Origin of the sequence: Enterococcus sp. RIT-PI-f, from assembly GCF_001297065.1 — a bacterium.
Lineage (GTDB): Bacteria > Bacillota > Bacilli > Lactobacillales > Enterococcaceae > Enterococcus_D.
The window spans coordinates 188,857-213,070 of sequence record NZ_LHOX01000021.1 but is presented as its reverse complement, the minus strand read 5'-3'; the positions used below and the strand labels follow the sequence as shown (position 1 = coordinate 213,070).

Below are 24,214 nucleotides of genomic sequence, written 5' to 3'. Positions count from 1 at the left end.
GTCACTAATTTGACTGATAAACACTTGGTTTTAATACACCCACATAAGGCAAGTTGCGGTATTGTTCTGCGTAATCTAATCCATAGCCGACCACGAACTCATTTGGCACATCAAATCCGATATAATCAGCTTCAATATCAACCACTCGGCCTTCTGGTTTGTCTAGCAGTGTAACGATTTTCACCGATTTGGCTTTGCGGTATTTGAATAAATCAACCAAATAAGCCAATGTACGGCCACTGTCGATAATATCTTCCACAATCAGTAGATCTCGGCCTTCAACATTGGTATCCAAATCTTTGACGATCTTGACCTCTCCAGATGAAATCATGGCATTGCCATAACTGGATACATCCATAAAGTCAATTTCTAAGTAACAATCCATCTCACGCACGATATCTGCCATGAATGGGACTGCACCTTTCAACACACCAACAACCAACGGGTTCTTATCAGCATACGCTGTTGTTAGTTCTTGACCCAACTCAACACAACGATTTCTGATCTCATCACGTGTAATCAAAACTTTTTCAATGTCTTTATCTAGCATAAAGTTCTCCTTCCAACTCTTACTCCTGATATTTATAAAGAAGTATGTAGTGTATTTTATCAGTTTCCGCCGCAATACTCAAATAGGAAAATACGTAAGGGATCAAGGCTACGACTTCTTGCCCAGGGGTCGTGACGACCCAACTTTTTTCCCGCTGTTCATTTGGTACTTTGCCGTCAATGAAGTAACGACTGATTTTTTTGCGCAGATTGGCTTGCAATTGAATCCGGTCTCCCGGTTTTCGTTTACGAAGGATCAGCTCAGATGAATAGTTTAGCGGTAAATCTTGCGAAAACTCCGACCAATTTGTGATTTTTTTGGGAATTTCGATATGATCACTGCGAAAAAATCCGATCCATTCGTTTTCTGACAAGAATAAGGAACTGCCAATTCCCACGCGCATTTCTTGTTTCGACGACACAACCGTTTCTGAAGGGACTGGTTTTTGTTCCAATATCACGACATCGTAACTGCGGCGTATCTGCCAACGGTCCCCCATGTCGATCTGCCATTGTCCTTGTGGCGTGTCCAATGCGTCTAGAACTTGTTGCAGTTGTTTATGGTTCAACGCCCCTCGCTGGCTATTGGTTTGTTGCAGCAAGCCTGCAAAAAACCAATACCTGGCCGCCTTAGACAAATCCGACAGTTGCTCCAGCCAAACGATTTGCTGATTTTCTCTGCGCTCGACATAACGGGACAACCATTCTTTTTGCAGGTCAGCGATCAATTCTTGCCCGTAAATCATTTCTTCAGATAATTGTTGGAAATGCGGAATGGTCTGTGCATTTTCTTTTTTCAGCGTCGGAATGATGTGATGTCTGATTCGATTGCGCAAATAAAGATCTTGTTGATTGGTTTCGTCCTCAAAATAAGGGACTTGATTTGCCGCAGCAAATGCATGAATGTCATCTTTGCTCAGTTTTAGCAACGGCCTCAGCAAGATACCCTGGCCAAAATGTTGCGTTTGCCGTATACCAAAAGCGTTATGCAGGCTGCCATCTCGCACCATTTTCATTACCATGGTTTCCGCTTGGTCATCTCCATGATGGGCCGTCAACAAGATGGGGTAGTGGTCATGTGCCATGATTTCTTTAAAAAAATCATATCGGAATGCTCTGGCGGCCGCTTCCACTCCAACTGCCGGACGCTTTTCCCATGTTCTTTCGACATACACAATGCCCCGCGTGGCACAATAGGCGCTGAGGAAAGCTGCTTCTTCTTTGGACGCCGTCCTTAATTGATGATTGACATGTGCGACAGCAAAGGGTTTATCCTTTTGATCAGCGAATAACTTTTCCATCGCCGTCAACAAAACCATCGAATCTACGCCTGTCGACACAGCCAACAAATAGCGCGGTCGCGGAATCGATGTGCAAGATGCCAATTGCTGCCGCAGTGTTTCAATGACCATCCGCTTCCCTCCTTTGATCTGTACTCAAGAAAGAAAGCTGAAACAAAACAATCCAATGGTTTTGTCCCAGCTTTCGTCTAACTTGCTATTCACCTTTTAGTTGCGTCGACCGCCTCGGCCACCGCGTTTTCCTTCAGTGTTGCGACGTAATGATGACAGACGATCATCACTATCTTTAAGAAAAGAACTCATCAATGAATCGAAGTCTTGTTTATTTGTATTGGCAGGTTGATTGCGTGAAAAAGATTTCTTCGGATTCGGCCGATTGAATTCTTTTTTCGGGTACTCGCGTTTTTCTTCTGGTTTGTCTTCTGCTTTTCGGATTGACAAACCAATTTTCCCATCATTCCCAATGGCTGTAACTAGCACAGTGACTTCATCGCCAACAGTTAATACATCATGGATATCTTTTACAAAACCATTTGATACTTCACTGATATGTACCAAACCAGTTTTCCCCTCACCCAAATCAATGAACGCACCAAAATTTGTAATACCTGACACTTTGCCCTTTAGTTTCGCTCCAACTTCGATTGACATATAAAAAATGTTCCTCCTAATTTTAACCCATTTGAAATTCATTCAAACTACTCGATCGAGTAGGTATAACCTTGCTAATCTTGTGATGCTGTTGTCGACTCGGTACTGTCCTCAGTCGCATCCCCTGTTGTGTCTGTTTCATTGCTATCCGGCAAAACAGGATAAATCTTCTCGTCGTCCTTTGAGTAGAACAGACGGCTGCGGGCTAATTTCGCCACGTATTCATCATCTTGCAACAAAGCTACATCTCTTGCTAAATCGGCGTTTTCTTTTTCAGCAGCTTCTTGTTTTGCGATCGTTTCCGCCTTGTATTCATTCAACTTCTGCAATCGCACTTGATCATTAAATAGCTGGATACCGACAATGGCAAACAGTGCCAATGCTGCGATGAAAAAAACGGCGAGTCGGCGTCGGCGAAAAATAACTTGACGCCGTTCTTTTTCAAACTGCGCAAATTTTTCTTTTGCATAATCCGTTTGCAGCAGTTCTATTTTGTTTTTATCTTTTGACAATTGAACTCGCTCCCGTCGTTACGCTTGTTTTTTACATTATACCAACATACACATGGCTTGTCTAACTGAAAATGCCGTAAAAATCAAGCATTTTCTGAAATTCTTTCTTCTGAAATGAGCTCATACATTTTGGCAGCGTCATCTTTTTTGGTTGACTCGTGCAATTCTCTAACTTTGATTTCCAAGACTTTATTGCCAAACTGGATGCGCACAGTATCGCCTACTTTGACATCCGAACTCGACTTCGCTAGTTTGCCGTTGATTTGGATACGTCCTTTGTCCGCAACTTCCTTCGCGACTGAACGACGCTTGATGATTCTTGAAATTTTAAGGAATTTATCTAATCTCATGTTTTCCACCTCTTAATATTTTTTTCCCGAATGGGACGAGCAGCCATTCTCTGATCGTTAATAAATTGATTTTGAGCGCTGTAAAGATAAAAATGCCCCCTCCGATGATCACACCACCGATACAAAAGAGAAACGCCTGCCAGCGATGTGCCAATGTCCCGTTGATCAAAATAGAGATAACGGCATAATACAAGAACAATCCGCTCGTCATCACAGCTAAGCAAGCAAACAACTTCTTGCCATAATTGCCTTCAAACCAGAACTGATTCAAGTTACTTACTTTCCCACGGTGTTCTGACCAGACAAAACAGGCAAGCGTGGCCGCTAAGCCCAGCAATGTACTGAGACTTGCACCTGCTGTACCCAAATAGACCGTTAACGGCCACATTGATACACCTTTCGTCAATAAGCCAACCGCTGCGGCAATCAGTCCAAAACGAAAGATATTCCGGCTTTGCTGGATACTCTGATAGGCTTGGATCGCAGCCATCAACGCCACGGAAAAGACAAACAAGACCAATGTCGTATTGCCTGATCCATCCTTAAACAACGCAAAATTGATATAGGGCAGCAAAATAGCCAAACCGACAGCGGAAGCCGAAGCAATTCCGATCGTGAGCCGTAAATACATCTTGGCCGACTTCTCAAAAAGTCTATGATTTCTGACTGTCATATATTTGGTCAATGTGGGCAAGAACGTTGAACTTAAAGCCATCGCAATCACCAATCCCAGTTGAACCAATGGTTGGCCGCGATCATAGATCCCTTTAGCAATACGGGCACTTTGTGCAGGCATACCGCCAGCATCCAAGGCATTCGTCAACAAAAAAGAATCGATCAGCTGAAATAAAATCAAGAAACCACTATAGACCGTCAGCAGGCCACCTTCCAGAAAAAATCGCTGCCGCAGTTCACCCGCCTTTAGGCCATCGCTTCTGCTAATTCTCAGTGAAATCGTTTTACCTTCGATTTGCCGACTATAATAGCTTAAAATCCGCCATGCCGCAAGTCCGCCTATCAACGCCCCAGCCATTGCCAAGGTGCCTGTTTGATAAATCGTCCAGCCAAACCGTTGGAAGCACATCGCTGCAAACAGGATCACACCTACCCGCAACAACTGTTCCACCACTTGCGAAACAGCAGTGGGTACCATTTGCAGATTGCCTTGAAAGATACCGCGATAAAATGTCAACGGCGGCACGAACAAGAATGTAAAAGAAACCACCCGGATCAAATTGGCCAATTGCGGATCGCCCATGACTTGTGCGATAGGCCCGGCAAAGGCAAAGGTGCCGAACCACAAACCGACAGCGGACCACATTACGTAAGGGATCATCACCTGTAGTTTTTCTCTGCGTTTCAGAGGATCGATTTCTTCCGCCACGATCCGAGAGATAAATTGCGGCAGCCCTGACAAGGCCAACGTCATCGCCAATCCATAGATCGGATAGACTTGCTGATAGACATAAAATCCTTCATCCCCCACCAAATTCTGAAAAGGGACACGGTAGATCGCACTTAATATTTTCGCGATGAACGATGCGATCGTGAGAATAAATGCGCCTTCCATCGTGCGTTTCAATTGTGATTTCGGCATCTCATCGGACCCTTTCCCTTAGTTTGCTGCTTGATACTTTTGTTCTCGCAACGCTTTGACAAAGTCTTGTACTTCTAATAACCAAGCACTTTCTTTCATTGTTGGCGGAATCTGCAATTTGATCGTCATCTGTTCTCGCTCAACCCCCATAGTAGCTTTAAGTTTTGTGGCGCTTAACGCTTCAAACAATTGTTCTACTGAATATTGCTTGGTGCCCACTTTGCTCAGGGTAAAATGAATCGATTGCTGTTGCTTGCGAATCGTATCCAACAAGGCACGATCTCCGTTCATCTTGATCTCACCCACAGTCAGCAAATGAACCACTTCCGTCGGGTACTCGCCGAAACGATCCAACAAGTCATCTTGCAACTCATCCACCGCTTCTTGGGTATCCAACTCACGAATACGTTTGTAGATTTCAATTTTTTGCCGTTCATCTTCAATATAAGTTGTTGGCAAGTAGGCATCGATACCGAGATCGATCTCGACGGTTGTTTTTTCGGTTTGGGCATTTTTGCCTTGCTTGCGGGAAACCGCTTCTGAAAGCATTTGTGAATACATATCAAAACCGACCGCATCGATAAAGCCGTGCTGCTGCGCACCCAACAAGTTCCCCGCACCGCGGATCGATAGATCCCGCATGGCAATTTTAAATCCAGAACCTAGTTCGGTAAAATCTTTGATGGCTTGCAAACGCTTCTCACTGACTTCATTTAAGACTTTTTGTTGTTCATACATAAAATAGGCATAAGCAACACGGTTGCTGCGCCCGACCCGTCCCCTTAATTGATATAAGGTCGATAAGCCCATATAGTCGGCATTCTCCACAAACAATGTATTGGCATTCGGAATATCGACACCCGTTTCAATGATCGTGGTCGTGACTAAGACATCAAATTGACCTTCAATAAAGTCAAAGAGTGTGTTTTCTAATTGAATTTCTGTCATTTGTCCGTGGGCATACGCAATGCGTGCTTCTGGAACCAAGGCTTGAAGTTCTTCTACTTTTCGTTCAATCGTATCCACACGATTATACAGATAAAAGACTTGACCACCACGTGCCATCTCTCGTTGAATGGCTTCCCGAACCGCCCCAGGGTTCATTTCCATCACGTATGTTTGGATCGGATACCGATTTTCCGGCGGTGTTTCAATGACAGAGAGATCACGCACCCCCAACATCGACATATGCAAAGTACGCGGGATCGGCGTAGCGGTCAGCGTTAAAACATCTACTTGCGAGCGCAACTGTTTTAATCGTTCTTTATGTTTGACGCCAAATCGTTGTTCTTCATCGATCACCAATAAGCCTAGATCAGCAAAGACTACGTCTTTTGACAATAGCCGATGGGTACCAACTAAAATATCCACTTGGCCTTTCTTGACTTGCTCGATGGTTTCATTCTGCTGCTTTTTGGTTCGAAAACGGCTCAAGACACCGACATTGACTGGGAATCCTTCAAAACGGTCCACCATGGTTTCATAGTGTTGCTGCGCCAAAATCGTCGTTGGCACAAGGAAGGCCACTTGTTTGCTTTCTTTGATGGCTTTAAAGGCCGCTCGTAATGCGACTTCTGTTTTCCCGAAACCAACATCTCCTACGAGCAAGCGATCCATTGGCTTTTCTTTTTCCATGTCTCGTTTGATTTCTGCGGTACTCCGCAGCTGATCATCGGTTTCTGAATACGGAAAGGCATCTTCGAATTCTTTTTGATAGCCATCATCCGGTTGAAAAGCAAACCCTTTTTCTGATTCGCGTTTGGCATACAACAAGATCAGATCATCTGCAATATCCTCAATTTTCGCAGTGACTTTGCGTTTGGTTTTTGCCCATTCGCTGCCGCCGAGTTTATTGATTTTTGGTGTTTTTGATTCTGATGCTACATACTTTTGAATAAGATTCAATTGCGTGACCGGAATGAACAGTTTATCTTCATTTTGATAAAGGATCGTCATATAGTCTTGATGGACACCATCGACTTCTAACGTTTCCATGCCAATATATTTACCGATTCCGTGGTTTGCATGTACCACATAATCTCCGGCTTTCAATTCGTTATAACTCTTTAAGCGTTCCGCATTGGTGACATTTTGGCGACGGGTCCGCTTTTTGTTCATTTTTTGGAAGATCTCTTTTTCCGTCACGACGACTAGCTTGTCTTGCGGCATTTCGAAACCACTTTGCAACGTCTCAACCACGATTTGTGTCCGACCTGTAAAGAGCCGTTCTTTTGATGTTTGGACAGCATATATGTCATGATCACGTAAATCTTGTTCCAACTTTTTGGCCCGTTCTAGATCGCTGACTAGGAAAATCACCGTTTGCTGTTGTTTCTCCCAGCGATCGACTTCCACTTTCAACAAGCCCATTTGACTGAAAAATTGCTGCATTGGCCGATATTGAAATTGGTGGATCGCTTGAAAACGGATATTGCCCATCCCTTTTTGGAACAACGAGAAAAAGCTTGTCACAAAAGTTTCTTTTTGAATCAATTGGTGCACATCGATGCCGAAACGCTGCTCGGAAAAGACCCGTAATTCGGCTAGCTTTTGGGTGTGCCATTCCGCTTCCTCGCGTTCAATTTCACGATTGGTTTCCATAATACGCGCATAATCATCAATCATCAGCAACGCATCTGGTGCGAAGTAGTCTAAAATCCCAGTTTCCTTACTATATAAAAGATCTGCATAAAAGCGTGCATTTTCGCCGGGGATTCCTGCTTGCCACTCCGCCGCTAACTGACCGAAATAATCCTGCAAGAAGTTGCGGTCCACTTCCTCTTTGGTAACGGCCAATCTCTTGGTCAGTAATTCTTGGATGCGGACTTGCCCCCCGGCTAGATCTTGCCCAGAGAAGACGAGTTCGGAAGTCGGCAAGATCGTCACCTCTTCTAAAGCTTCAACTGAGCGTTGTGTTTCCACGTTGAAAGAACGCATCGAGTCGATTTCTACATCGAACAACTCGATCCGTATCGGATAAGCGGCACTCAAAGGGTAAATATCTAAAATACTGCCGCGGATACTGAATTCTCCAGGTTTGCCAATCATTGACTGGCGTTCATAGCCCATCAAAACCAACTGCTGCGGCAGCGCATCTAACTCGATCTCATCACCGACACGCCAGTGCAATCGGTTGGCTTGCCATGTTTCTTTAGCAGGCAAATATTTTCTCAAGGCTGCAACTGGCAAGACGTAAATACCAGCTTTTCCTTGTGCAACGGCATTGAGGGCAGTCACCCTTTCTTCTCGCGCTTCTGGAGAAGAAAAAGCCATTTCTGCAGATAAGACTTCATCTACTGGAAAAACATAGACGTCTTCGATCACATTACGCAGATCTTCTGCCAATTGATTGGTGTAGTATAAATTAGGTGTCACCACGATGACTTGTTTATGAAACGACTGATAAGCGCCTGCAATGGCTAACGTTTTGGCAGATCCTGCCAAGCCCGTCAGCAATTGCCGCGGTGCTTGGTCTTTCAGTTCTTGATGCCAAGCAGCGACAGTCGGTACTTTATTGATTAATTCGATAACGTCCATTTTGGCCTCCTTAATTAAATCGATTCATTGTGGCAATAAAGTCGCCGTTGGTCAAGTAATCAACACTGGCATCAACCGCCTGATCAATACTACCAAGAACAATAGGTAAATCATCCTTGCCAAACGGACTCAGTACATGATCCACGACTGTTCGCCCAGGCAAAGGACGATCAATCCCCACTTTGATGCGGTCAAAAACTGTCGTATTTAAATGGGCGATAATACTCTTGATACCATTGTGACCGCCAGCGCTGCCTTTTTGCCGTAAGCGGATTTTGCCTAACGCCAAGTCTAGGTCATCATAGACAACGACCAACTCTTCCGGGTAAACACCGAAGTATGTCATCAAAGGTCCTACCGCACGGCCAGATTCGTTCATAAATGTTTGCGGCTTGACCAGCAAAATCTTTTCTCCGTTTAAAAAAAAGGTCGCCACTTCTGCTTCAAAGGCCGATCCTTTGAATGAGGTCTGGTGCATTTTTGCTAACGCATCCACCACCATAAAACCGATATTATGTTTTGTTTTTTCATATTTTTTGCCGGGATTGCCCAAGCCAACGATCATTTTCATTTAGGCATACACTCCATTAATTCGCATCATCTGCAAGTCTATTTTGTTTATTTTATAATTTTTTTGCGCCAAACACAAAATACTGGGCACAAATATATGCCCAGTTGTTCTTACCAGTTGATTATAACACAAAACTGACTGTTATGGTTACGCTCTCTTGCTCAGTTTTTATCTTTCTTAACAAATCTTAATGAAAGCTTGATATATAAAGATTTTGACGTAATAACAAAGAAAGCATTTACAACTAAAACAGCAATATTTTGTGTAATATTGTTGTGCAAATCACATGACAAATGTTGTTGGAAGTGTTAGGATATTAGCGTGTAAAACAATTAAGTGGAAGGAATGATACACAGATGACTGCAAAAACGAACAAAAAAGATCACCAAAAGGTAATTCTTGTTGGAGACGGTGCGGTTGGTTCTAGTTACGCATTTGCGTTAGTGACACAAAACATTGCGCAAGAAGTCGGAATCATTGATATAAATACAGCAAAAACAGAAGGCGACGCAATTGACTTGTCACACGCTTTGGCATTTACTTCCCCTAAAAAAATCTATGCAGCTTCATACGCTGATGCCCACGACGCTGATTTAGTCGTTATCACAGCAGGTGCGCCTCAAAAACCAGGCGAAACGCGTTTAGATTTAGTGCATAAAAATTTAAAAATCAATCGTGAAGTCGTTACGCAAATTGTTGACTCAGGTTTCAATGGTATTTTCTTAGTTGCAGCGAACCCAGTTGATATCTTGACTTACTCAACTTGGAAATTCTCAGGTTTCCCTAAAGAACGCGTCATTGGTTCAGGTACATCATTAGACTCTGCTCGTTTCCGTCAAGCATTGGCTGAACTTGTCGATGTCGATGCACGTAACGTCCATGCCTACATTTTAGGCGAACACGGCGATTCAGAATTCCCAGTTTGGTCACATGCCAATGTGGCTGGCTTGCAAATTTATGAGTGGGTCAAAAACAATCCAGATATCGATGAAGAAGCGATGGTCAACTTATTCTTTAGCGTTCGTGATGCTGCTTATACGATCATCGAGAAAAAAGGCGCGACGTTCTATGGTATCGCTGTTGCCTTGGCCCGTATCACTCGTGCCATCTTAGATGATGAAAATGCAGTATTGCCATTGTCTGTTTATATGAATGGTGAATATGGCTTGAAAGACATCTATATCGGTGCCCCTGCTGTCATCAATGCGCAAGGTATCCAAAAAGTCATCGAAATTCCACTAACAGATGCAGAACAAGACCGTATGGCAGCTTCTGCAAAACAATTACAAGATATTTTGGACGAAGCTTTTGCAAAACTTGAAGCTGAAGAAAAAGCATAAATTTTGCTCTCTAAGCGATTCAGCACGAGGGGTACTTTGGTATCTCTCGTGCTTTTTTCTATGAACTGGCCACCAAAGCACTTACTTTAAGATAGTTTAAGATTTCTCTATTTTTCAAGAAACTTTCATGTGCCTAGTTCGCTTTCATCCTAGAATATGGTATTATTTAAACGTTCTTATTGTTTATTATGACATGGAAAAAAAGGAGTAATTGAATGACTCGTTCGAACAAACATAGCAATACAAACAGCAAAACGAAGAAGATCATTCTGATCGTCTTAGCAGCTTTGCTTGTAGTGATTGCCGGCGGTTATACCTATCGGAGTACATATTATGCCACACGATTCTTGCCTAACACCAAAATAGACGGCGTCGACATGAGCAATAAAACCGTTGCCGAGGCCAACACCTTGCTGCATGATCGTTATTCTCAAGAAGATTTCACCATCAAAGACGGAGATAGCGAATGGAAAACCGTTAACCTGGCACAGTTCGGTTTGCAAACAGACTTTACCGATGAATTGCAATCGATGAAGGATGATCAGAATCAGTGGCGCTGGGGGATCTCGTATGTATCCGCTGCGGAAGAAAAAGACTTAGACAATGTGTCTGTTGATCAAGACACGTTGACCACTGAAACAAAAAAAATCCAAACTGAATTAGAAACCTTGAATGAAGACCGGACCAAATCTGCAGATGCGACCTTAGAAAAAGGCGAAGATGGATTCACGATCAAACCAGAAGTCGTCGGTGATGCCATCGATGTTGATCAAGCTATGACAGATTTGCAAGAAGCGATCGTTAGTGGTGAAAAAGAGTTGGATTTGACTGCGTATGAAACGAAACCAACAGTCACTTCAGATGATGCAGATTTGACCAAAGAAATGGATGCATTGAATAAAATCGCCCAAGTCACAGCGACTTATTCGATCAATGGTTCAACCTTCCAGATCCCTACGGATACAATCATGGACTGGTTGTCTTTTAAAGAGGGCGAAACAACGATCGATGAAGACAAAGTACGATCTTATGTCAGTGACCTAGGTGACAAATACAATACCAGCACCAATTCGTCAACATTCAATAGTACCAAGCAAGGGGAAGTCACTGTTCCGGTTGGAACACTGAGCTGGACGATCCAAACAGATACCGAAACTGCTGCGTTGATCGACGCTTTGAAAACAGGGGAAGACTTCACCCGATCACCAGTTGTACAAGGCAGCGCTGATGCAAGTGGGCCATTATTCGGTAATACGTATATCGAAGTCGATCTGAAAAATCAGCATATGTGGTATTACAAAGATGGCGAAGTCGTCTTAGAAACAGATATTATTTCTGGGAAACCAAAGACCCCTACCCCAACTGGTGTCTTCTATGTCTGGAAAAAAGAAGAAGATGCAACTTTGACCGGTGAAGATTATGCGTCTCCTGTTGATTACTGGATGCCAATCGATTGGTCAGGTGTTGGGATCCATGATTCCGACTGGCAAACTGAGTACGGCGGCGACCTTTGGAAGACCCGTGGTTCTCACGGCTGTGTCAACACCCCGCCAGGCGTGATGAAAGAACTTTATAGTAAAGTTGAAGTGGGTACACCTGTTATCGTGATTTAACAAAAAAACTTTCGACGTTTTGTCGAAAGTTTTTTTAATATCTATTTTGACGCGTCACCGTGATTGCCAACACCGCGATCAAAATCACAGACACCAGCCAAATCGTACGATGGAACATAATCGTCCCTAGCAAACTACTCAAGAGCGCTCCTAGAAAAAAGCCGCCGATGATCAAAGCAATCGAAATGATTTTCGGTGTCACAGTCGCATCTTTCTTAAAAAGTCTCAGATACAGGTAGTCGGCCAACGAACGCAAATTGCCAGTGGTCATCGTTGTAGCATAAGGCATCCCAGCTAACTTGCGATAGGCAGCATATTGGATGGCGGCAAAAAAAGACAAGCCTGCATCGACCATGACATTGGGCAAACTTTGGGCAAAGAAGCCTAAAATGAAAATGCCAATGGCTTCAAAAATCAGCGCCGCATTTTGCCAAACGATCCAGCCTCCCGTTGGAAAATGATGCTGCAAATAATTGGTCACCATGATCCCAATCAAAAACAATGTGATCGGCGGCACATAATGCATCGCTTGAGCAACATTTCCCGTTGAAAGATTGATCCCCAGTAAAATGACATTCCCCGATTGCATACTGGCAAAGACTTCGCCATGAAAGAGATAAGTATACGCATCTAAGAAGCCCCCTGCCATGGCGAGAAGGATGCCGACGGGCAAACTCTCATGGACAACCAATGTCGCTTCATTTTTTGTTCCCTTACTTATTTGTTTTTGCATCATTCTTCCCTCTTACCTTTTGAATGGTAGATGTTTCATTCCTCAGATAGGAATTATCGTTTACGCTTTTTTTGACGCCACAAGCAACAGAGCCAGCTAATCAACACGGCTGTCAATGCGCCAGCAGAGTCCAACATCACATCTTGGAACAACGGCGTCCGACCACCAGTCAGCATTTGATGATACTCGTCGATCCCAGCATACCCTGTCGCTGCCAACCAAGCAAAAAAGGCTGCCAACCACAGAGGCACTCGTCGATAGACCAACACAAAAAACAAACTACCGCTCAATACGAAATAGGTAAAAAAATGCGCCCCTTTACGGATAAAAAATTCGACAAACGAAAAATAGCCCTTAGCTGCAATACTCACTTCTGAACCCGCATAAGCAAAAGAAATACCTGACAACCAATCTTTCAAGGGTTCATTTTTCAAAAGGCGCGACAATAAGCCAATCTGAGATTGCTGCTCATAGGTTTGAGAAGAGCTAATAAACAGCACCAAGATCACTGTTACGGCCACAAAAAAATAAAAATTTGAATCTTTCAGTAACTTTCTCATCATTTCCACTCCTCATTTTCTTATCTTACCATTTCCATTGATCGATGCAACCACTTTTATTGAGTTATGCTATACTTGAATAGGTTCACTATTATAAAGGGGGTTTGATAGGGATGACCTATTCAATCAATTGGAATCTTGAAACGATTTTTCCAGGAGGCAGCCAGTCTGAAGCGCTGCAAGAACGATTAGCACTTCTGACAGAGCAAATTACCAACTATCGGACACAAGTCGATGGATGGACACCTGGTGGAGAAGATACCGCCGCTGGTTTAGCGGATCTACTCGATTTATCTGCAACCATTAGCCAAGGCTTTTCTCAATGCGGCAGTTTTATCAATGCGCTATTGTCAGCCAATGTCAATGACAATCAAGCCAAGTTGTTATCTGGCGATCTGTATGCCAAACTACCCGCACTGCAAGCGGCACAAACCGTTTTTTCAAAAAAATTGACAGAAATTTCTGAGGATGACTGGCAGACATTGATGACCAATCCATCTTTAGCACCCGTTGCTTTTCGTTTAGGTGAAATTCGCCGTGATGGCAAAGAATTACTGTCCGAAGCCGAAGAAAACATCATCAATACCCTCAGTCTGGATGGTTTGAATGCTTGGAGTCAGCACTACGATACGATCGTGGCAAGTGTTGAGATTCCATTTAAGCAGGCAGACGGCACAACGATCACCTTATCAGCTGGTCAAGCCTTCAACAAAATGATGGGAGATCCCGATGCTGAAGTGCGGGCACAACTATTTGACACTTGGGAAAAAACCTGGGCAGAAAAAGAAGACCTATTCGCTGATACGTTGAATCATTTAGACGGCTTTCGTCTATCTACGTTCAAATTACATGGTGTGACTGATTATCTGAAAGAACCTTTAGACTATAATCGTCTGCAAAAAACAACACTGGACGCTATGTGGGGCACGATTCAAAAAAATAAACAACCGATCGTCGATTTCTTGACGCGTAAAGCCAATCTTTTCGGCAAAGAGAAAATGGCTTGGCAAGACCAAGACGCACCGATCATCTTAGGCGATATGGAAGAACGAACTTATTCTTTCGATGAAGCAGCCGACTTTATTTTGACCAATTTCCGCAAATTCAGTCCAAAAATGGCTGATTTTGCCCAAAAAGCTTTTGAAAACAGTTGGATCGAAGCGGAAGATCGTCCCGGTAAACGCCCTGGCGGTTACTGCACGAGTTTACCTGAAACCAAAGAGTCACGAATTTTTATGACCTATAGCAACTCCGTCAATGAAGTAGCTACGTTAGCCCATGAACTTGGTCATGCTTTTCATAGCAGTGTTTTATGGGATCTGCCGGAACTAAACCGGAACTATGCCATGAATGTAGCCGAAACAGCCAGTACCTTTGCTGAATTGATCGTGGCAGATGCAACATTGAAAGAAGCGACCACTAAGGAAGAAAAAATCAACTTGTTAGATGCCAAGATGCAAAATGCGATTGCGATGTTCATGAACATCCATGCCCGTTTTATCTTTGAGAACAGCTTCTACCAAGCACGACAAGAAGGATTGGTGTCACCTGCACAAATCACAGAAATGATGACAGCGGCCCAAAAAGAAAGTTATGCGGACGGGCTTTCAAGCTATCATCCGCATTTCTGGGCTGCAAAACTGCATTTCTTTATTGATGATGTGCCGTTCTATAACTTCCCTTATACCTTTGGTTATCTGTTCAGTATGGGTATCTATGCCTTTGCCAATCAAAAAGGCGCAAGTTTTGAAGAAGAGTATATCGCACTTCTACAAGATACTGCCTCCATGACTACAGAAGAATTGGCCCAAAAACATTTGGGCGTCGATTTGACCAAGCCAGATTTTTGGCAGGCAGGCATCGATATGGTCTTGCAAGATATCGATACATTTATGGAATTGACCGAAGAATATGTATAAAAAAAAGACCGTTGCAGCGTATGACTGCAACGGCTTTTTTAGGTATTCAGCAAGGTCAAACCAATCGTGAGGTATCCAGCATACAGACACCAAATCAAGTAGGGCACAAATAGGTACATCGCTTTCTTGTCCACTCGGGCAAACAAAACCAAACAGATGACCACAGATAAGATCAGCAAAATGATCACGACCGTTCCTGCCCAATAAGCTTGCCAGCCAAAGAAGACAATACTCCACAGAAAGTTCAGCACTTGTTGGATCCCAAAAAAGAGATAGGCTTGTTTCTTAAAGATGGGGTTGCCTTTTTCGGTGATCAAAAAATAAAGCGCGGTACCCATCAAAGCATACAAAAAGGTCCACACAATACCAATGATACTACCTGGAGGTGCTAAAAACGGTTTATCCATTTGTCCATAGACACCTGCGATATCCCCTGCAAATACACTAGAAATGATACCAGTTGCTTCAATACCGATGACACAGACGAGCCAGAGAATCAATTTCATTTTGGTCACTCCTTCTTTACCCTAATGGTACCATTGAAAGGACTAAAAGAAGACACTGCATGCTCACAGGCCATTTTCGGCTTTTCGCCGAGTGCGGTCGATATATTTGTACAAAGCCCCAAAACGCCCGCGGTAACTTTTTTGCCATGGTTTGTCTTTACCGCAAAAATGCAGCAGGGCAGTATGTTCGATCACCCAATCTAGACGCCACTCACCCAAGCTGATCGTTTCGTAGGTTCGATTTTTGCGTACATCGTAATTATAGATATGGTCTGGTATGGCAATGATCCGCTCTCCATATAAGCCATTCAGAATATCTTGATCCGGCAAAAACAAATTCAACTGATTTTTTTTGATAAACGCCGCTATCTCCGCTTCTTTGACTTCATTTCTTAATTGCCGCAAATTCATCAGCAAGACGCCTGAATTAAAATACCCTTCAGACTCATAGTTGCCTAAACGTACTTTATTCAACACTGTCGTCATTTCTGTCAATTTTGCATGGCTGGCTGCGGCGTACAGTGATTCGCCTAAAGGCAGTTCGTACAGCGGCAGCAAATCATTGATGCATAGAATATCTGCATCCAAATATAGAATGCGGTCTAAATCATTGGGCAAATAGTTTTGTGCCAGCAACCGGTAGTAGATAGATTCAGGATAACGATCACTGACCGGTGCTTCTTTGAAGATCGAGCCCGATCCGATCACCACAGGGTGGTACTGGATATCAAACTGCTGGCAAAAAAAGTGCAGTTCATCTGTTTTGAGCAAGGCTTGCTCTTGCAAGACATAGACATGTATATCTTCAAGATTGACATGCTGCTTGATAGAATACAAGGTCGTTTTTAATTGTTCGATAAAGCGATCATCGATAGAAAAAAGTAAATTCATGGTAATCACTCCACTTCTAGATTCAGCTGTCCCCCGAAAGTGTCAGCGAACTTTTGACTCTAGTATACATGATTTTTGTGATTTTTATAAATCATAGCAGCACAAAAAAAGATGACAGTTTCGTGAACAACCCCAATTTGAGCCATGATACTTGGTGTCCTCTGGTTCAATTTGTTCACAGCCCCTGTCATCTAGCGCATTCATTAAAATCCATTTTGGTCGGATACTTCTTTAAACCAATGCCCCGACTTCTTGATCGTACGTTTGGCATCGTTTGCCAAATCGACTGAAATAAACCCATAGCGATTTTTGTAGGCGTTGGTCCATGACCAGTTATCCATACAGGTCCACATATGATAGCCGACACAATTCGTGCCTTCTTGAATCGCTTGATGGACATACTTTAAGTGATCCTGGACAAATTCGATACGATAGTCATCTTCGATCACGCCTTGCGCATTAACAAAGCGACCTTCTCCTTCGACACCCATCCCATTTTCGGAAATATAGCATTTGATATTGCCATAGTTCTCCCGCGTATTGGTCAAAATATCGTAAATGCCTTTTTCGTAGATTTCCCATCCACGATACGGGTTCATTTTTTTGCCAGGCATGTCATAGGTATCAAAATAATCATCTGGCATCGGTCCATGGCGATGATCAACAGCGGATTCTTTGGCTTTGATCCGTCTAGGCTGATAATAATTGATGCCTAACAAATCTACCGTGTTCTCTTTGATCGTCGTCAGATCTTCTGCTTCCATTTCGGGAACCATATCTAGATCTTTGATAATGGTGACTAATTCTTCCGGAAATGTCCCTTTGACGGCAGGATCCAAGAACGAACGGTTGAAGAAAGCATCTGCGATCGCCGCCGCTTTGACATCTTCAGGGTCATTCGGGTTTCGTGGATAGCTTGGTGTCAAATTCAAAATAATACCGATCTCTCCCCCGAGATCCATTTGATGATAGGCTTCGATAGCTTTGGCACTCGCTAGATTTTCATGAAAAGCTACTTGAACAGCATGCTTCAGATTGATCTCATTGGGATAATGGAATTGGTACAAATACCCTGCTTCGACTGGCACGATAGGTTCGTTATGGGTGAACCACTTTTTGACACGATCGCCAAATAAAGTGAAACAAGTTTTAGCAAATTCGACATAGGCATCTACAGTTGCACGGTCCAACCAACCGCCTTTTTCTTGTAATGCCATTGGCATATCAAAGTGGTATAGGTTCATAAACGGTTCAATCCCATTGGCGATCAACTCATCGATATACGCATTATAAAAAGCGACAGCTTGCTGATTGACTGCGCCTGTTCCCTCAGGAATCAAACGACTCCATTGGATCGATGTTCGGAAAGAATTGTGTCCGGTCGCTTTCATTAATTGAATATCTTCGCGGTATCTTTTGTATACTTGCGAAGTCTTGTCTGGTCCAACCTGATCAAAAAATTTCTCAGGCGCTTCTTGATACCAATGATCCCAGATACTTGGACCTTTGCCATCTCCTTCAAATGTGCCTTCTGTTTGCGGACCGCTGGCAGCTGATCCCCACCAAAAGTCTTTTGGAAATTGATATGCCATTTTCGTCACTCCTCATTCTTTGTTACCTTAAGCATAAAGGAAGCCTTTACAAAAATCAATCCTTTTTAAACAAAATGTATAGACATTTAAAATAAAACGTGATACATTGTTTCGTGTAATCGATTGCAATAAAACATTTTAAGGAGTGGTAGTAATGAATGGTTTTATGGATAAGCTTTCTGAAAAGATTTTGCCGCTAGCCAACGCGTTGGGGCAAAACCGCTATTTGACAGTGTTAAGAGATGCATTTATGCTGTCTTTTCCGATCACCATGTTCGGATCAATCGTTGTTGTCCTGAATAATTTACCTTTTTTCAGTGATGCAACCAAAGGAACTTTGGGTACACTGTTTGGGAATGGACAAAATGCAACAATGAGTATTATGACCGTCTTTGTCACCTTCGGTATTGGCTATTATTTATCGAAATCTTATGATGTGGAAGGCATCTTTGGCGGTGCTGTTTCTTTTGCAAGTTTCTTGATATTGACCCCGTTCTTTATGACAACTGAATCTGGTGAAACGATTTCTGGTGTGTTGTCCTTGGATCGTTTAGGTGCAAAGGGCATGTTTATCGGAATGATCGCTGCATTTCTTGCTGCTGAGATCTATTGTCGTGTCACCAAACGCGGCTGGCAGATCAAGATGCCTGATGGTGTACCGCCTGCAGTTTCGAAATCATTTGCAGCGTTGATTCCTGCCATCATCACATTGACGGTATTTTTGGTGATCAATGCGATCATGACTGGCGTCTTCAATGCCAATCTGCATGATGTGGTCTATGAAGTCATTCAAAAACCATTGACTGGTTTAGGCAGCAGCTTGCCTGCCACTTTATTGGCACTCTTCTTCGTTCAATTCTTATGGTTCTTTGGCCTTCATGGTCAAATCATCGTCAATTCTGTGATGGATCCGATTTGGAATACCTTGATGTTGGACAACTTAGAAGCTTACCAAAATGGTGATGCATTGCCGCATATCGTCACTAAACCATTTATGGAAACCTTTACTGTCGGTTTAGGTGGCTCAGGCATGACTTTAGCCGTTGTCATTCTGATGGCTTTTGTGTTAAAGAAAAAACAATACCGAGATGTGGGTCGTTTGGCCTTGGCTCCTGGTATCTTCAATGTCAATGAACCAGCAATTTTCGGGATGCCGATCGTGTTGAATGCCACGATCTTGATTCCTTGGGTCGTAGCACCTTTAGTTGTAACAACCTTCAACTATTTGGTGATGGCGGCTGGATTGGTTCCTGCACCAACTGGTGTTTCTGTCCCCTGGACAGTACCCGTTGTCTTTAGTGGGGTTCTTGCTACCAACTCATGGTTAGGCGGGTTGCTGCAAGTAATCGATGTCGTGATCGTTGGCTTGATTTGGTACCCATTCTTGCGGGTCTTAGATCGTCAAGTGGAACCTAGTATCGAACAATAAGATGTACCGCAAACAATCGCGATTGCTTGCTTGCACCCCTGCCGACAAAATCTTTTTGTCGGCAGTTTTTTTATCTATTTTTAGGAAAAAGCAGTCCGCGATTGTCGAAACCGTTTTTTTCCGCTATACTTCTCTCGAGGTGATCAGATGCCAAAATACCAAGAAATTGCGGATATTTTGCGAAATCGCATAAAAAATCAAACCTATCCCCCAGATAGTTTACTGCCCAATCAAATTGATCTGGTTGCTGAGTTTGGTGTCAGTCGAATGACAATCAAAAAAGCCATCGGCATCTTGGCAATGGAAGGCTTGGTGTACGCACAGCGAGGCGCTGGAACCAAAGTGCTGAACCATCCCTTTGTCAACAAAGATACGACAGCTTTAACGATCTATGAAGGACTCTCAACCGAAATGGCAAAAGCCGGACGCACCCTAACAAGTACAGTCATCGACTTTCAAGTGACTTTCCCTGACGCAACGATCCAAGAGAAACTGATGTTAAAAGAAGAACAGCCTGTCTATATGATCGTCCGACTGCGGGTACTTGAAGATGAACCATTTATTTTGGAGCATACCTATATGCCGGTTCATCTTGTGCCCAACTTGACCCGCAGCCATTTAGAGCAATCGATCTATGCATATGTCAAAGGAGATTTAGGAGTGCAATTTGCTGGTGCCTATCGAACGATTTCCGCCGACAAAAGTTCCGCATTTGATCAACAATATCTCCATTGCCAAACAGATGATCCGGTCCTTGAGATCCAGCAAATCGTTTACCAAAAAGATGGACAGCCGATCGAGTTTTCCCGCAGTCGCAATCGTTACGACAAACGTGCCTATTCTTTCTTAGATGTTCAGAGTTAAAAAAAACGACTTCGCAGTCATCAAGCTGCAAAGTCGCTTTTTTTATTTTACCTGAGATAAACGCGGTAAAGCCACCAATTCTGGCAGCGTGGTAATGTCTGGCAATTGATATGCGCCGGCTGAAAACTGGTCTTCAATCAATTTGTTGGCCGCGAATACTGCTACTTCTGCAGTCATGTTCGCTTCTTCTTCACCAAAAAGCACGATTTGATGCGGATCATCTTTCCCACCATCAGAAATTTTGACGACAAATCGTTGACTGCCAAAGAAACCTTTTTGCATCACCCAAACGAGCATGGCCATGATGGCGCGTTGCTTGAACAGGCCGGCCATCCCTGCTTTTTTGATCCAGGCCAGCAAGGCAGTGACACTGTTCTGATCAAATCCAAGATATGTTGTGTATGTTCTGGAAGAATCATTCCTTTGCAACATGTGTTGATCTGCAAAATCAAAGTTATAGCTGCGCAGCTGTCCCAAAGACTTGCCAAAGCTGGTTTTTTTTCCATACAGGAAGTTTTCTGTTTTTTCTGACCATTTCGGATGTTGATAGGTCCGATTGAGTTGCGCGAAAGTCCATTTGACTGCGGCTTCTCCATGTTTATCGCCTAGTCCGAGGAGAATATCGATGTCGATATCCTTGACCTCTGGATGTTGACTCGCATATGTGGCTGCTGCCACATTCGTAATACCCGGCGCTAAGCCCAACCCAATCAAGCGGCGACTTGTTTCAGGTGTAGGCAGTTGCGCAACTGCCTGCAAAAAATCACTATTGGCGCTGATGTCCAGGTAATCGATCCCCAATGCTTGGCATGTGCTGACAAATTTGGTGTTGCTTTGATCCAAACAAACGATGACCATATCGATTGCTGCCAATTGTTCTGGCGCGATCTCCTTTGTGAGATCTAGTTGACGTGTGGCCAATATCGGCGTGAACGTGTGGGCAAACGCGTCCATTTTTCCTTGATTTCTACCCATCAGCACAATTGTATAACCTTTCTCTATCAATCCTTTGACGATCACTTGACCAACTTGTCCATGACCGCCGATGACTGCGATATTCTTCATATAATTTGCTCCTTTTATTAGGGATTGATTACCAGTAAAAAAAAACAGACCCTTGACGACCACTGTCTAAGGGTCTGTTAGCTGCCTTTATTTTATTGACCCAACTCAGGCTTTCGTTGGTTTGAATCGCTTCAAGCGCAAGGCATTGAGTAAGACTGACACTGAGCTGAAACTCATAGCAGCGCCAGCGATCATCGGATTCAACAAAGGACCGCCAAAAAGATGCAGCAAGCCCATCGCGACAGGTATACCTAATATATTGTACGCAAAGGCCCAAAAAAGATTCTCTTTGATGTTTTTGATGGTGGCCCGGCTCAGCTCAATAGCAGCTGGCACATCCATCAAATCACTGCGCATCAAGACAATATCTGCAGATTCGATCGCGACATCTGTCCCAGAACCAATGGCCAAGCCAATATCCGCTTGTGCCAATGCGGGTGCATCATTGATCCCATCCCCCACCATAGCGACCTTCTCTCCATTCTGTTGCAAGAAGGCCACTTGATTGGCTTTGTCTTCTGGCAAGACCTCACTGATCACTTGATCGATACCTACCTGTTTCGCGATTGCGGCAGCTGTGGCCGTATTGTCCCCCGTGATCATTGCAATGTGCAATCCCATCTCATGCAGACGCGCAATGGCTTGCTGGCTGCTGGCTTTAATGGTATCTGCCACTGCAATCAAGCCAATTGCTTCTCCATGGCGGGCAGCATACATCGGTGTTTTGCCGTTTGCTGCCAACTGTTGTGCCTGTTGCACCAAGCCAGCAACTGATATGCCTTTTTGCTGAAGCCATTTTTGGTTCCCTAGTAAGACTGTTTCGCCTTCAACTACACCTTGAATCCCATGACCAGGAATAGCTTCAAAATCTGAGGTAGGCAACAATGTTAGTTGCTGCTTGTTGGCAGCTGCGACGATTGCTTCTCCTAAAGGATGTTCAGATCCTTTTTCAACAGATGCTGCAATTTGCAGCAACTCTGATGCCGTATGTCCAGAAATAGGCAATACGTCTGTAACTGCTGGCTTGCCTTCAGTGATCGTACCTGTTTTGTCAAAAACAACTGTGGTGATACTTCTGGCGGTTTCCAGCGCATCCCCGCTCTTGATCAAGACGCCGTTTTCAGCACCTTTCCCGGTACCAACCATGATGGCAGTGGGTGTTGCTAACCCTAATGCGCAAGGACAAGCGATCACCAACACAGATATCGTGATCGTTAATGAAAAAATCCAGGACTCTTGCCCAAGGAAAAACCACGCCAAGCCAGCCGCAATCGCAAGAACGATCACGATTGGTACAAACACACCAGATACTTTGTCTGCCATCCGCGCAATCGGGGCTTTCGACCCTTGAGCATTTTCAACCAACTGAATGATTTGTGCCAATGTGGAGTCATTGCCGACCTTTGTCGCCTCATACTGAAAGGTACCATTTTTATTCACGCTCGCGCCGATGACTGAATCGCCTACCTGTTTTTCGATTGGCAGGCTCTCACCGGTGATCATCGATTCATCTATAGCAGAGCGGCCGGAAGTAATCACACCATCTACCGGAATTTTCTCCCCTGGTCGAACCACGATGAGATCGCCAGTGACCACTTCGGCAATGGGCACTTCGACTTCTTGACGGTTCTCAGCTATTCCACGAATCACACGGGCTTTTTTCGGTGCCAGATCCATCAATTTTTTGATAGCTTCTGAAGTTTTGCCTTTAGAGACAGCTTCCAGATATTTCCCTAGGGTAATCAATGTCAGAATGACGGCAGCTGATTCATAGTAAAGATGCATGGCATAATGGGTCGTGCCTAAATAGACCATGACCGTGCCGTACAAGCTGTATAAGAAAGCTGCACTCGTACCTAATGCGACCAATGAATCCATATTGGGATGACCCTTGATCAAGGCTTTGTACCCCGTTACAAAAAAGGGACTGCCTAAGATCATCACGGGAATAACCAGTATAAACTGCAGCGTCACAAAGGTCGTCGGATGGGCCATCGGTGACAAAAAACTTGGGATAGGTAAACCCACCATCTCGCCCATTGCCAAGTAGAACAAGGGCACTGTAAAAATAGCAGATAGCCAAAACCGCCGCCACAAGTGCTGCATTTGGCTTTCTTTATCCTGTTGTGTCGATTCAGAAACAGACTGTGCGTCGTACCCTGCCTGTTTGACAGCCGCTTTGATGGCTTCTGGCGTGATGGATTTTTCATCGTAAGCGACAGTCAGTTTTTCTGTCGCCAAATTGACAGCAGCAGATTGAATGCCTGACAGCTGCTTGACTGCGTTCTCTACTGTTTGTACACAAGAGGCACACGTCATGCCTGTGATTGCAAAGACGGTTTCTTGTTGTGAGCCAATCAGTTCGTATCCTGCATCAGCAACAGCTTTTGCCAACTGTGCTTCATCTACTTGCTGCTCATCATACCGGATATGCAACTTCTCTGTTGCTAAGTTCACGTTGGCCGTTTCCACACCGGTCAGCTTCGCAGTCGTTTTTTCCACGGTTTGCGCACAAGAGGCACACGTCATGCCTTTCACAGCAAAATTGGTTTCGATCATGGTGTTCCTTCCTCCTCTAACGATTGGGGTTCGATGATGCTGTTCATTTTTTGTTTACAACTGTAATCATCCTTT

20 protein-coding genes are annotated in these 24,214 nt (G+C 43.9%); 5 read left to right on the top strand and 15 right to left on the bottom strand.

The window, feature by feature from the left end:
* Window positions 1-4: 4 nt before the first annotated feature.
* From hpt to pth, 8 genes are all read right to left on the bottom strand, one after another.
* Window positions 5-550 (bottom strand): hypoxanthine phosphoribosyltransferase, encoded by a 546-nt coding sequence (gene hpt / locus AEQ18_RS14370; protein WP_054117038.1) that lies wholly within the window; start codon window positions 548-550, stop codon window positions 5-7.
* Between the two features lie 19 nt (window positions 551-569).
* The gene (gene tilS, locus AEQ18_RS14365; protein WP_054117037.1) at window positions 570-1,961 is read right to left on the bottom strand and encodes a tRNA lysidine(34) synthetase TilS; all 1,392 of its coding nucleotides are present in this window, start codon (window positions 1,959-1,961) and stop codon (window positions 570-572) included.
* A 96-nt stretch (window positions 1,962-2,057) separates the two neighbouring features.
* On the bottom strand, window positions 2,058-2,501 hold the full coding sequence (locus AEQ18_RS14360) for a S1 domain-containing RNA-binding protein (protein WP_054117036.1): 444 nt from the start codon (window positions 2,499-2,501) through the stop codon (window positions 2,058-2,060).
* A gap of 74 nt (window positions 2,502-2,575) precedes the next feature.
* Complete coding sequence (locus AEQ18_RS14355; protein ID WP_054117035.1) at window positions 2,576-3,013, bottom strand: FtsB family cell division protein; 438 nt, start codon at window positions 3,011-3,013, stop codon at window positions 2,576-2,578.
* A gap of 83 nt (window positions 3,014-3,096) precedes the next feature.
* Window positions 3,097-3,363 carry an RNA-binding S4 domain-containing protein gene (locus tag AEQ18_RS14350; RefSeq protein WP_054117034.1) on the bottom strand — a complete coding sequence of 89 codons (267 nt, stop codon included), beginning with the start codon at window positions 3,361-3,363 and terminating at the stop codon, window positions 3,097-3,099.
* Window positions 3,350-4,960, bottom strand: a complete 1,611-nt coding sequence (locus tag AEQ18_RS14345) for a polysaccharide biosynthesis protein (protein ID WP_054117033.1) — start codon at window positions 4,958-4,960, stop codon at window positions 3,350-3,352. Before AEQ18_RS14345 ends, AEQ18_RS14350 begins: the two co-directional genes overlap by 14 nt.
* An 18-nt stretch (window positions 4,961-4,978) precedes the next feature.
* Window positions 4,979-8,497, bottom strand: coding sequence for a transcription-repair coupling factor (gene mfd / locus AEQ18_RS14340; protein WP_054117032.1), 3,519 nt, complete (start codon window positions 8,495-8,497; stop codon window positions 4,979-4,981).
* Window positions 8,498-8,507: 10 nt separating this feature from the next.
* Complete coding sequence (gene pth, locus AEQ18_RS14335; protein ID WP_054117031.1) at window positions 8,508-9,068, bottom strand: aminoacyl-tRNA hydrolase; 561 nt, start codon at window positions 9,066-9,068, stop codon at window positions 8,508-8,510.
* A 356-nt stretch (window positions 9,069-9,424) separates the two neighbouring features.
* Between pth and AEQ18_RS14330 the strand changes: the two genes are divergently transcribed.
* Together AEQ18_RS14330 and AEQ18_RS14325 are read left to right on the top strand one after the other, a co-directional pair.
* Window positions 9,425-10,408 (top strand): L-lactate dehydrogenase, encoded by a 984-nt coding sequence (locus tag AEQ18_RS14330; protein WP_054117030.1) that lies wholly within the window; start codon window positions 9,425-9,427, stop codon window positions 10,406-10,408.
* Window positions 10,409-10,623: 215 nt separating this feature from the next.
* Window positions 10,624-12,021, top strand: coding sequence for a L,D-transpeptidase family protein (locus AEQ18_RS14325; protein ID WP_054117029.1), 1,398 nt, complete (start codon window positions 10,624-10,626; stop codon window positions 12,019-12,021).
* Between the two features lie 34 nt (window positions 12,022-12,055).
* On the opposite strand, the gene AEQ18_RS14320 is transcribed toward AEQ18_RS14325, so the two are convergent.
* Entirely contained in the window at window positions 12,056-12,754 is a 699-nt protein-coding gene (locus AEQ18_RS14320; protein ID WP_054117028.1) for a YoaK family protein, read from the bottom strand.
* Between the two features lie 53 nt (window positions 12,755-12,807).
* Window positions 12,808-13,314 (bottom strand): VanZ family protein, encoded by a 507-nt coding sequence (locus AEQ18_RS14315; RefSeq protein WP_054117027.1) that lies wholly within the window; start codon window positions 13,312-13,314, stop codon window positions 12,808-12,810.
* 113 nt (window positions 13,315-13,427) lie between these two features.
* On the opposite strand from AEQ18_RS14315, the gene AEQ18_RS14310 reads away from it, so the two are divergent.
* Complete coding sequence (locus AEQ18_RS14310; RefSeq protein ID WP_054117026.1) at window positions 13,428-15,233, top strand: M3 family oligoendopeptidase; 1,806 nt, start codon at window positions 13,428-13,430, stop codon at window positions 15,231-15,233.
* Window positions 15,234-15,271: 38 nt separating this feature from the next.
* Here AEQ18_RS14310 and AEQ18_RS14305 read toward each other — a convergent pair whose 3' ends face one another.
* From AEQ18_RS14305 to AEQ18_RS14295, 3 genes are all read right to left on the bottom strand, one after another.
* Window positions 15,272-15,739 carry a TspO/MBR family protein gene (locus AEQ18_RS14305; RefSeq protein WP_054117025.1) on the bottom strand — a complete coding sequence of 156 codons (468 nt, stop codon included), beginning with the start codon at window positions 15,737-15,739 and terminating at the stop codon, window positions 15,272-15,274.
* Between the two features lie 63 nt (window positions 15,740-15,802).
* Window positions 15,803-16,630, bottom strand: coding sequence for a glycosyltransferase family 8 protein (locus AEQ18_RS14300; RefSeq protein ID WP_054117024.1), 828 nt, complete (start codon window positions 16,628-16,630; stop codon window positions 15,803-15,805).
* A gap of 203 nt (window positions 16,631-16,833) precedes the next feature.
* Window positions 16,834-18,222, bottom strand: a complete 1,389-nt coding sequence (locus AEQ18_RS14295; protein WP_054117023.1) for a glycoside hydrolase family 1 protein — start codon at window positions 18,220-18,222, stop codon at window positions 16,834-16,836.
* Window positions 18,223-18,376: 154 nt separating this feature from the next.
* Between AEQ18_RS14295 and celB the strand changes: the two genes are divergently transcribed.
* On the top strand, window positions 18,377-19,651 hold the full coding sequence (gene celB / locus AEQ18_RS14290) for a PTS cellobiose transporter subunit IIC (RefSeq protein ID WP_054117022.1): 1,275 nt from the start codon (window positions 18,377-18,379) through the stop codon (window positions 19,649-19,651).
* 147 nt (window positions 19,652-19,798) lie between these two features.
* Window positions 19,799-20,515 carry a GntR family transcriptional regulator gene (locus AEQ18_RS14285; RefSeq protein WP_054117021.1) on the top strand — a complete coding sequence of 239 codons (717 nt, stop codon included), beginning with the start codon at window positions 19,799-19,801 and terminating at the stop codon, window positions 20,513-20,515.
* Between the two features lie 42 nt (window positions 20,516-20,557).
* On the opposite strand, the gene AEQ18_RS14280 is transcribed toward AEQ18_RS14285, so the two are convergent.
* Both AEQ18_RS14280 and AEQ18_RS14275 read right to left on the bottom strand, forming a co-directional pair.
* A complete protein-coding gene (locus AEQ18_RS14280) occupies window positions 20,558-21,580 on the bottom strand; it encodes a saccharopine dehydrogenase NADP-binding domain-containing protein (protein WP_054117020.1) in 1,023 nt (340 codons plus the stop codon).
* 105 nt (window positions 21,581-21,685) lie between these two features.
* A complete protein-coding gene (locus tag AEQ18_RS14275) occupies window positions 21,686-24,139 on the bottom strand; it encodes a heavy metal translocating P-type ATPase (RefSeq protein WP_054117019.1) in 2,454 nt (817 codons plus the stop codon).
* Between the last annotated feature and the right edge of the window lie 75 nt (window positions 24,140-24,214).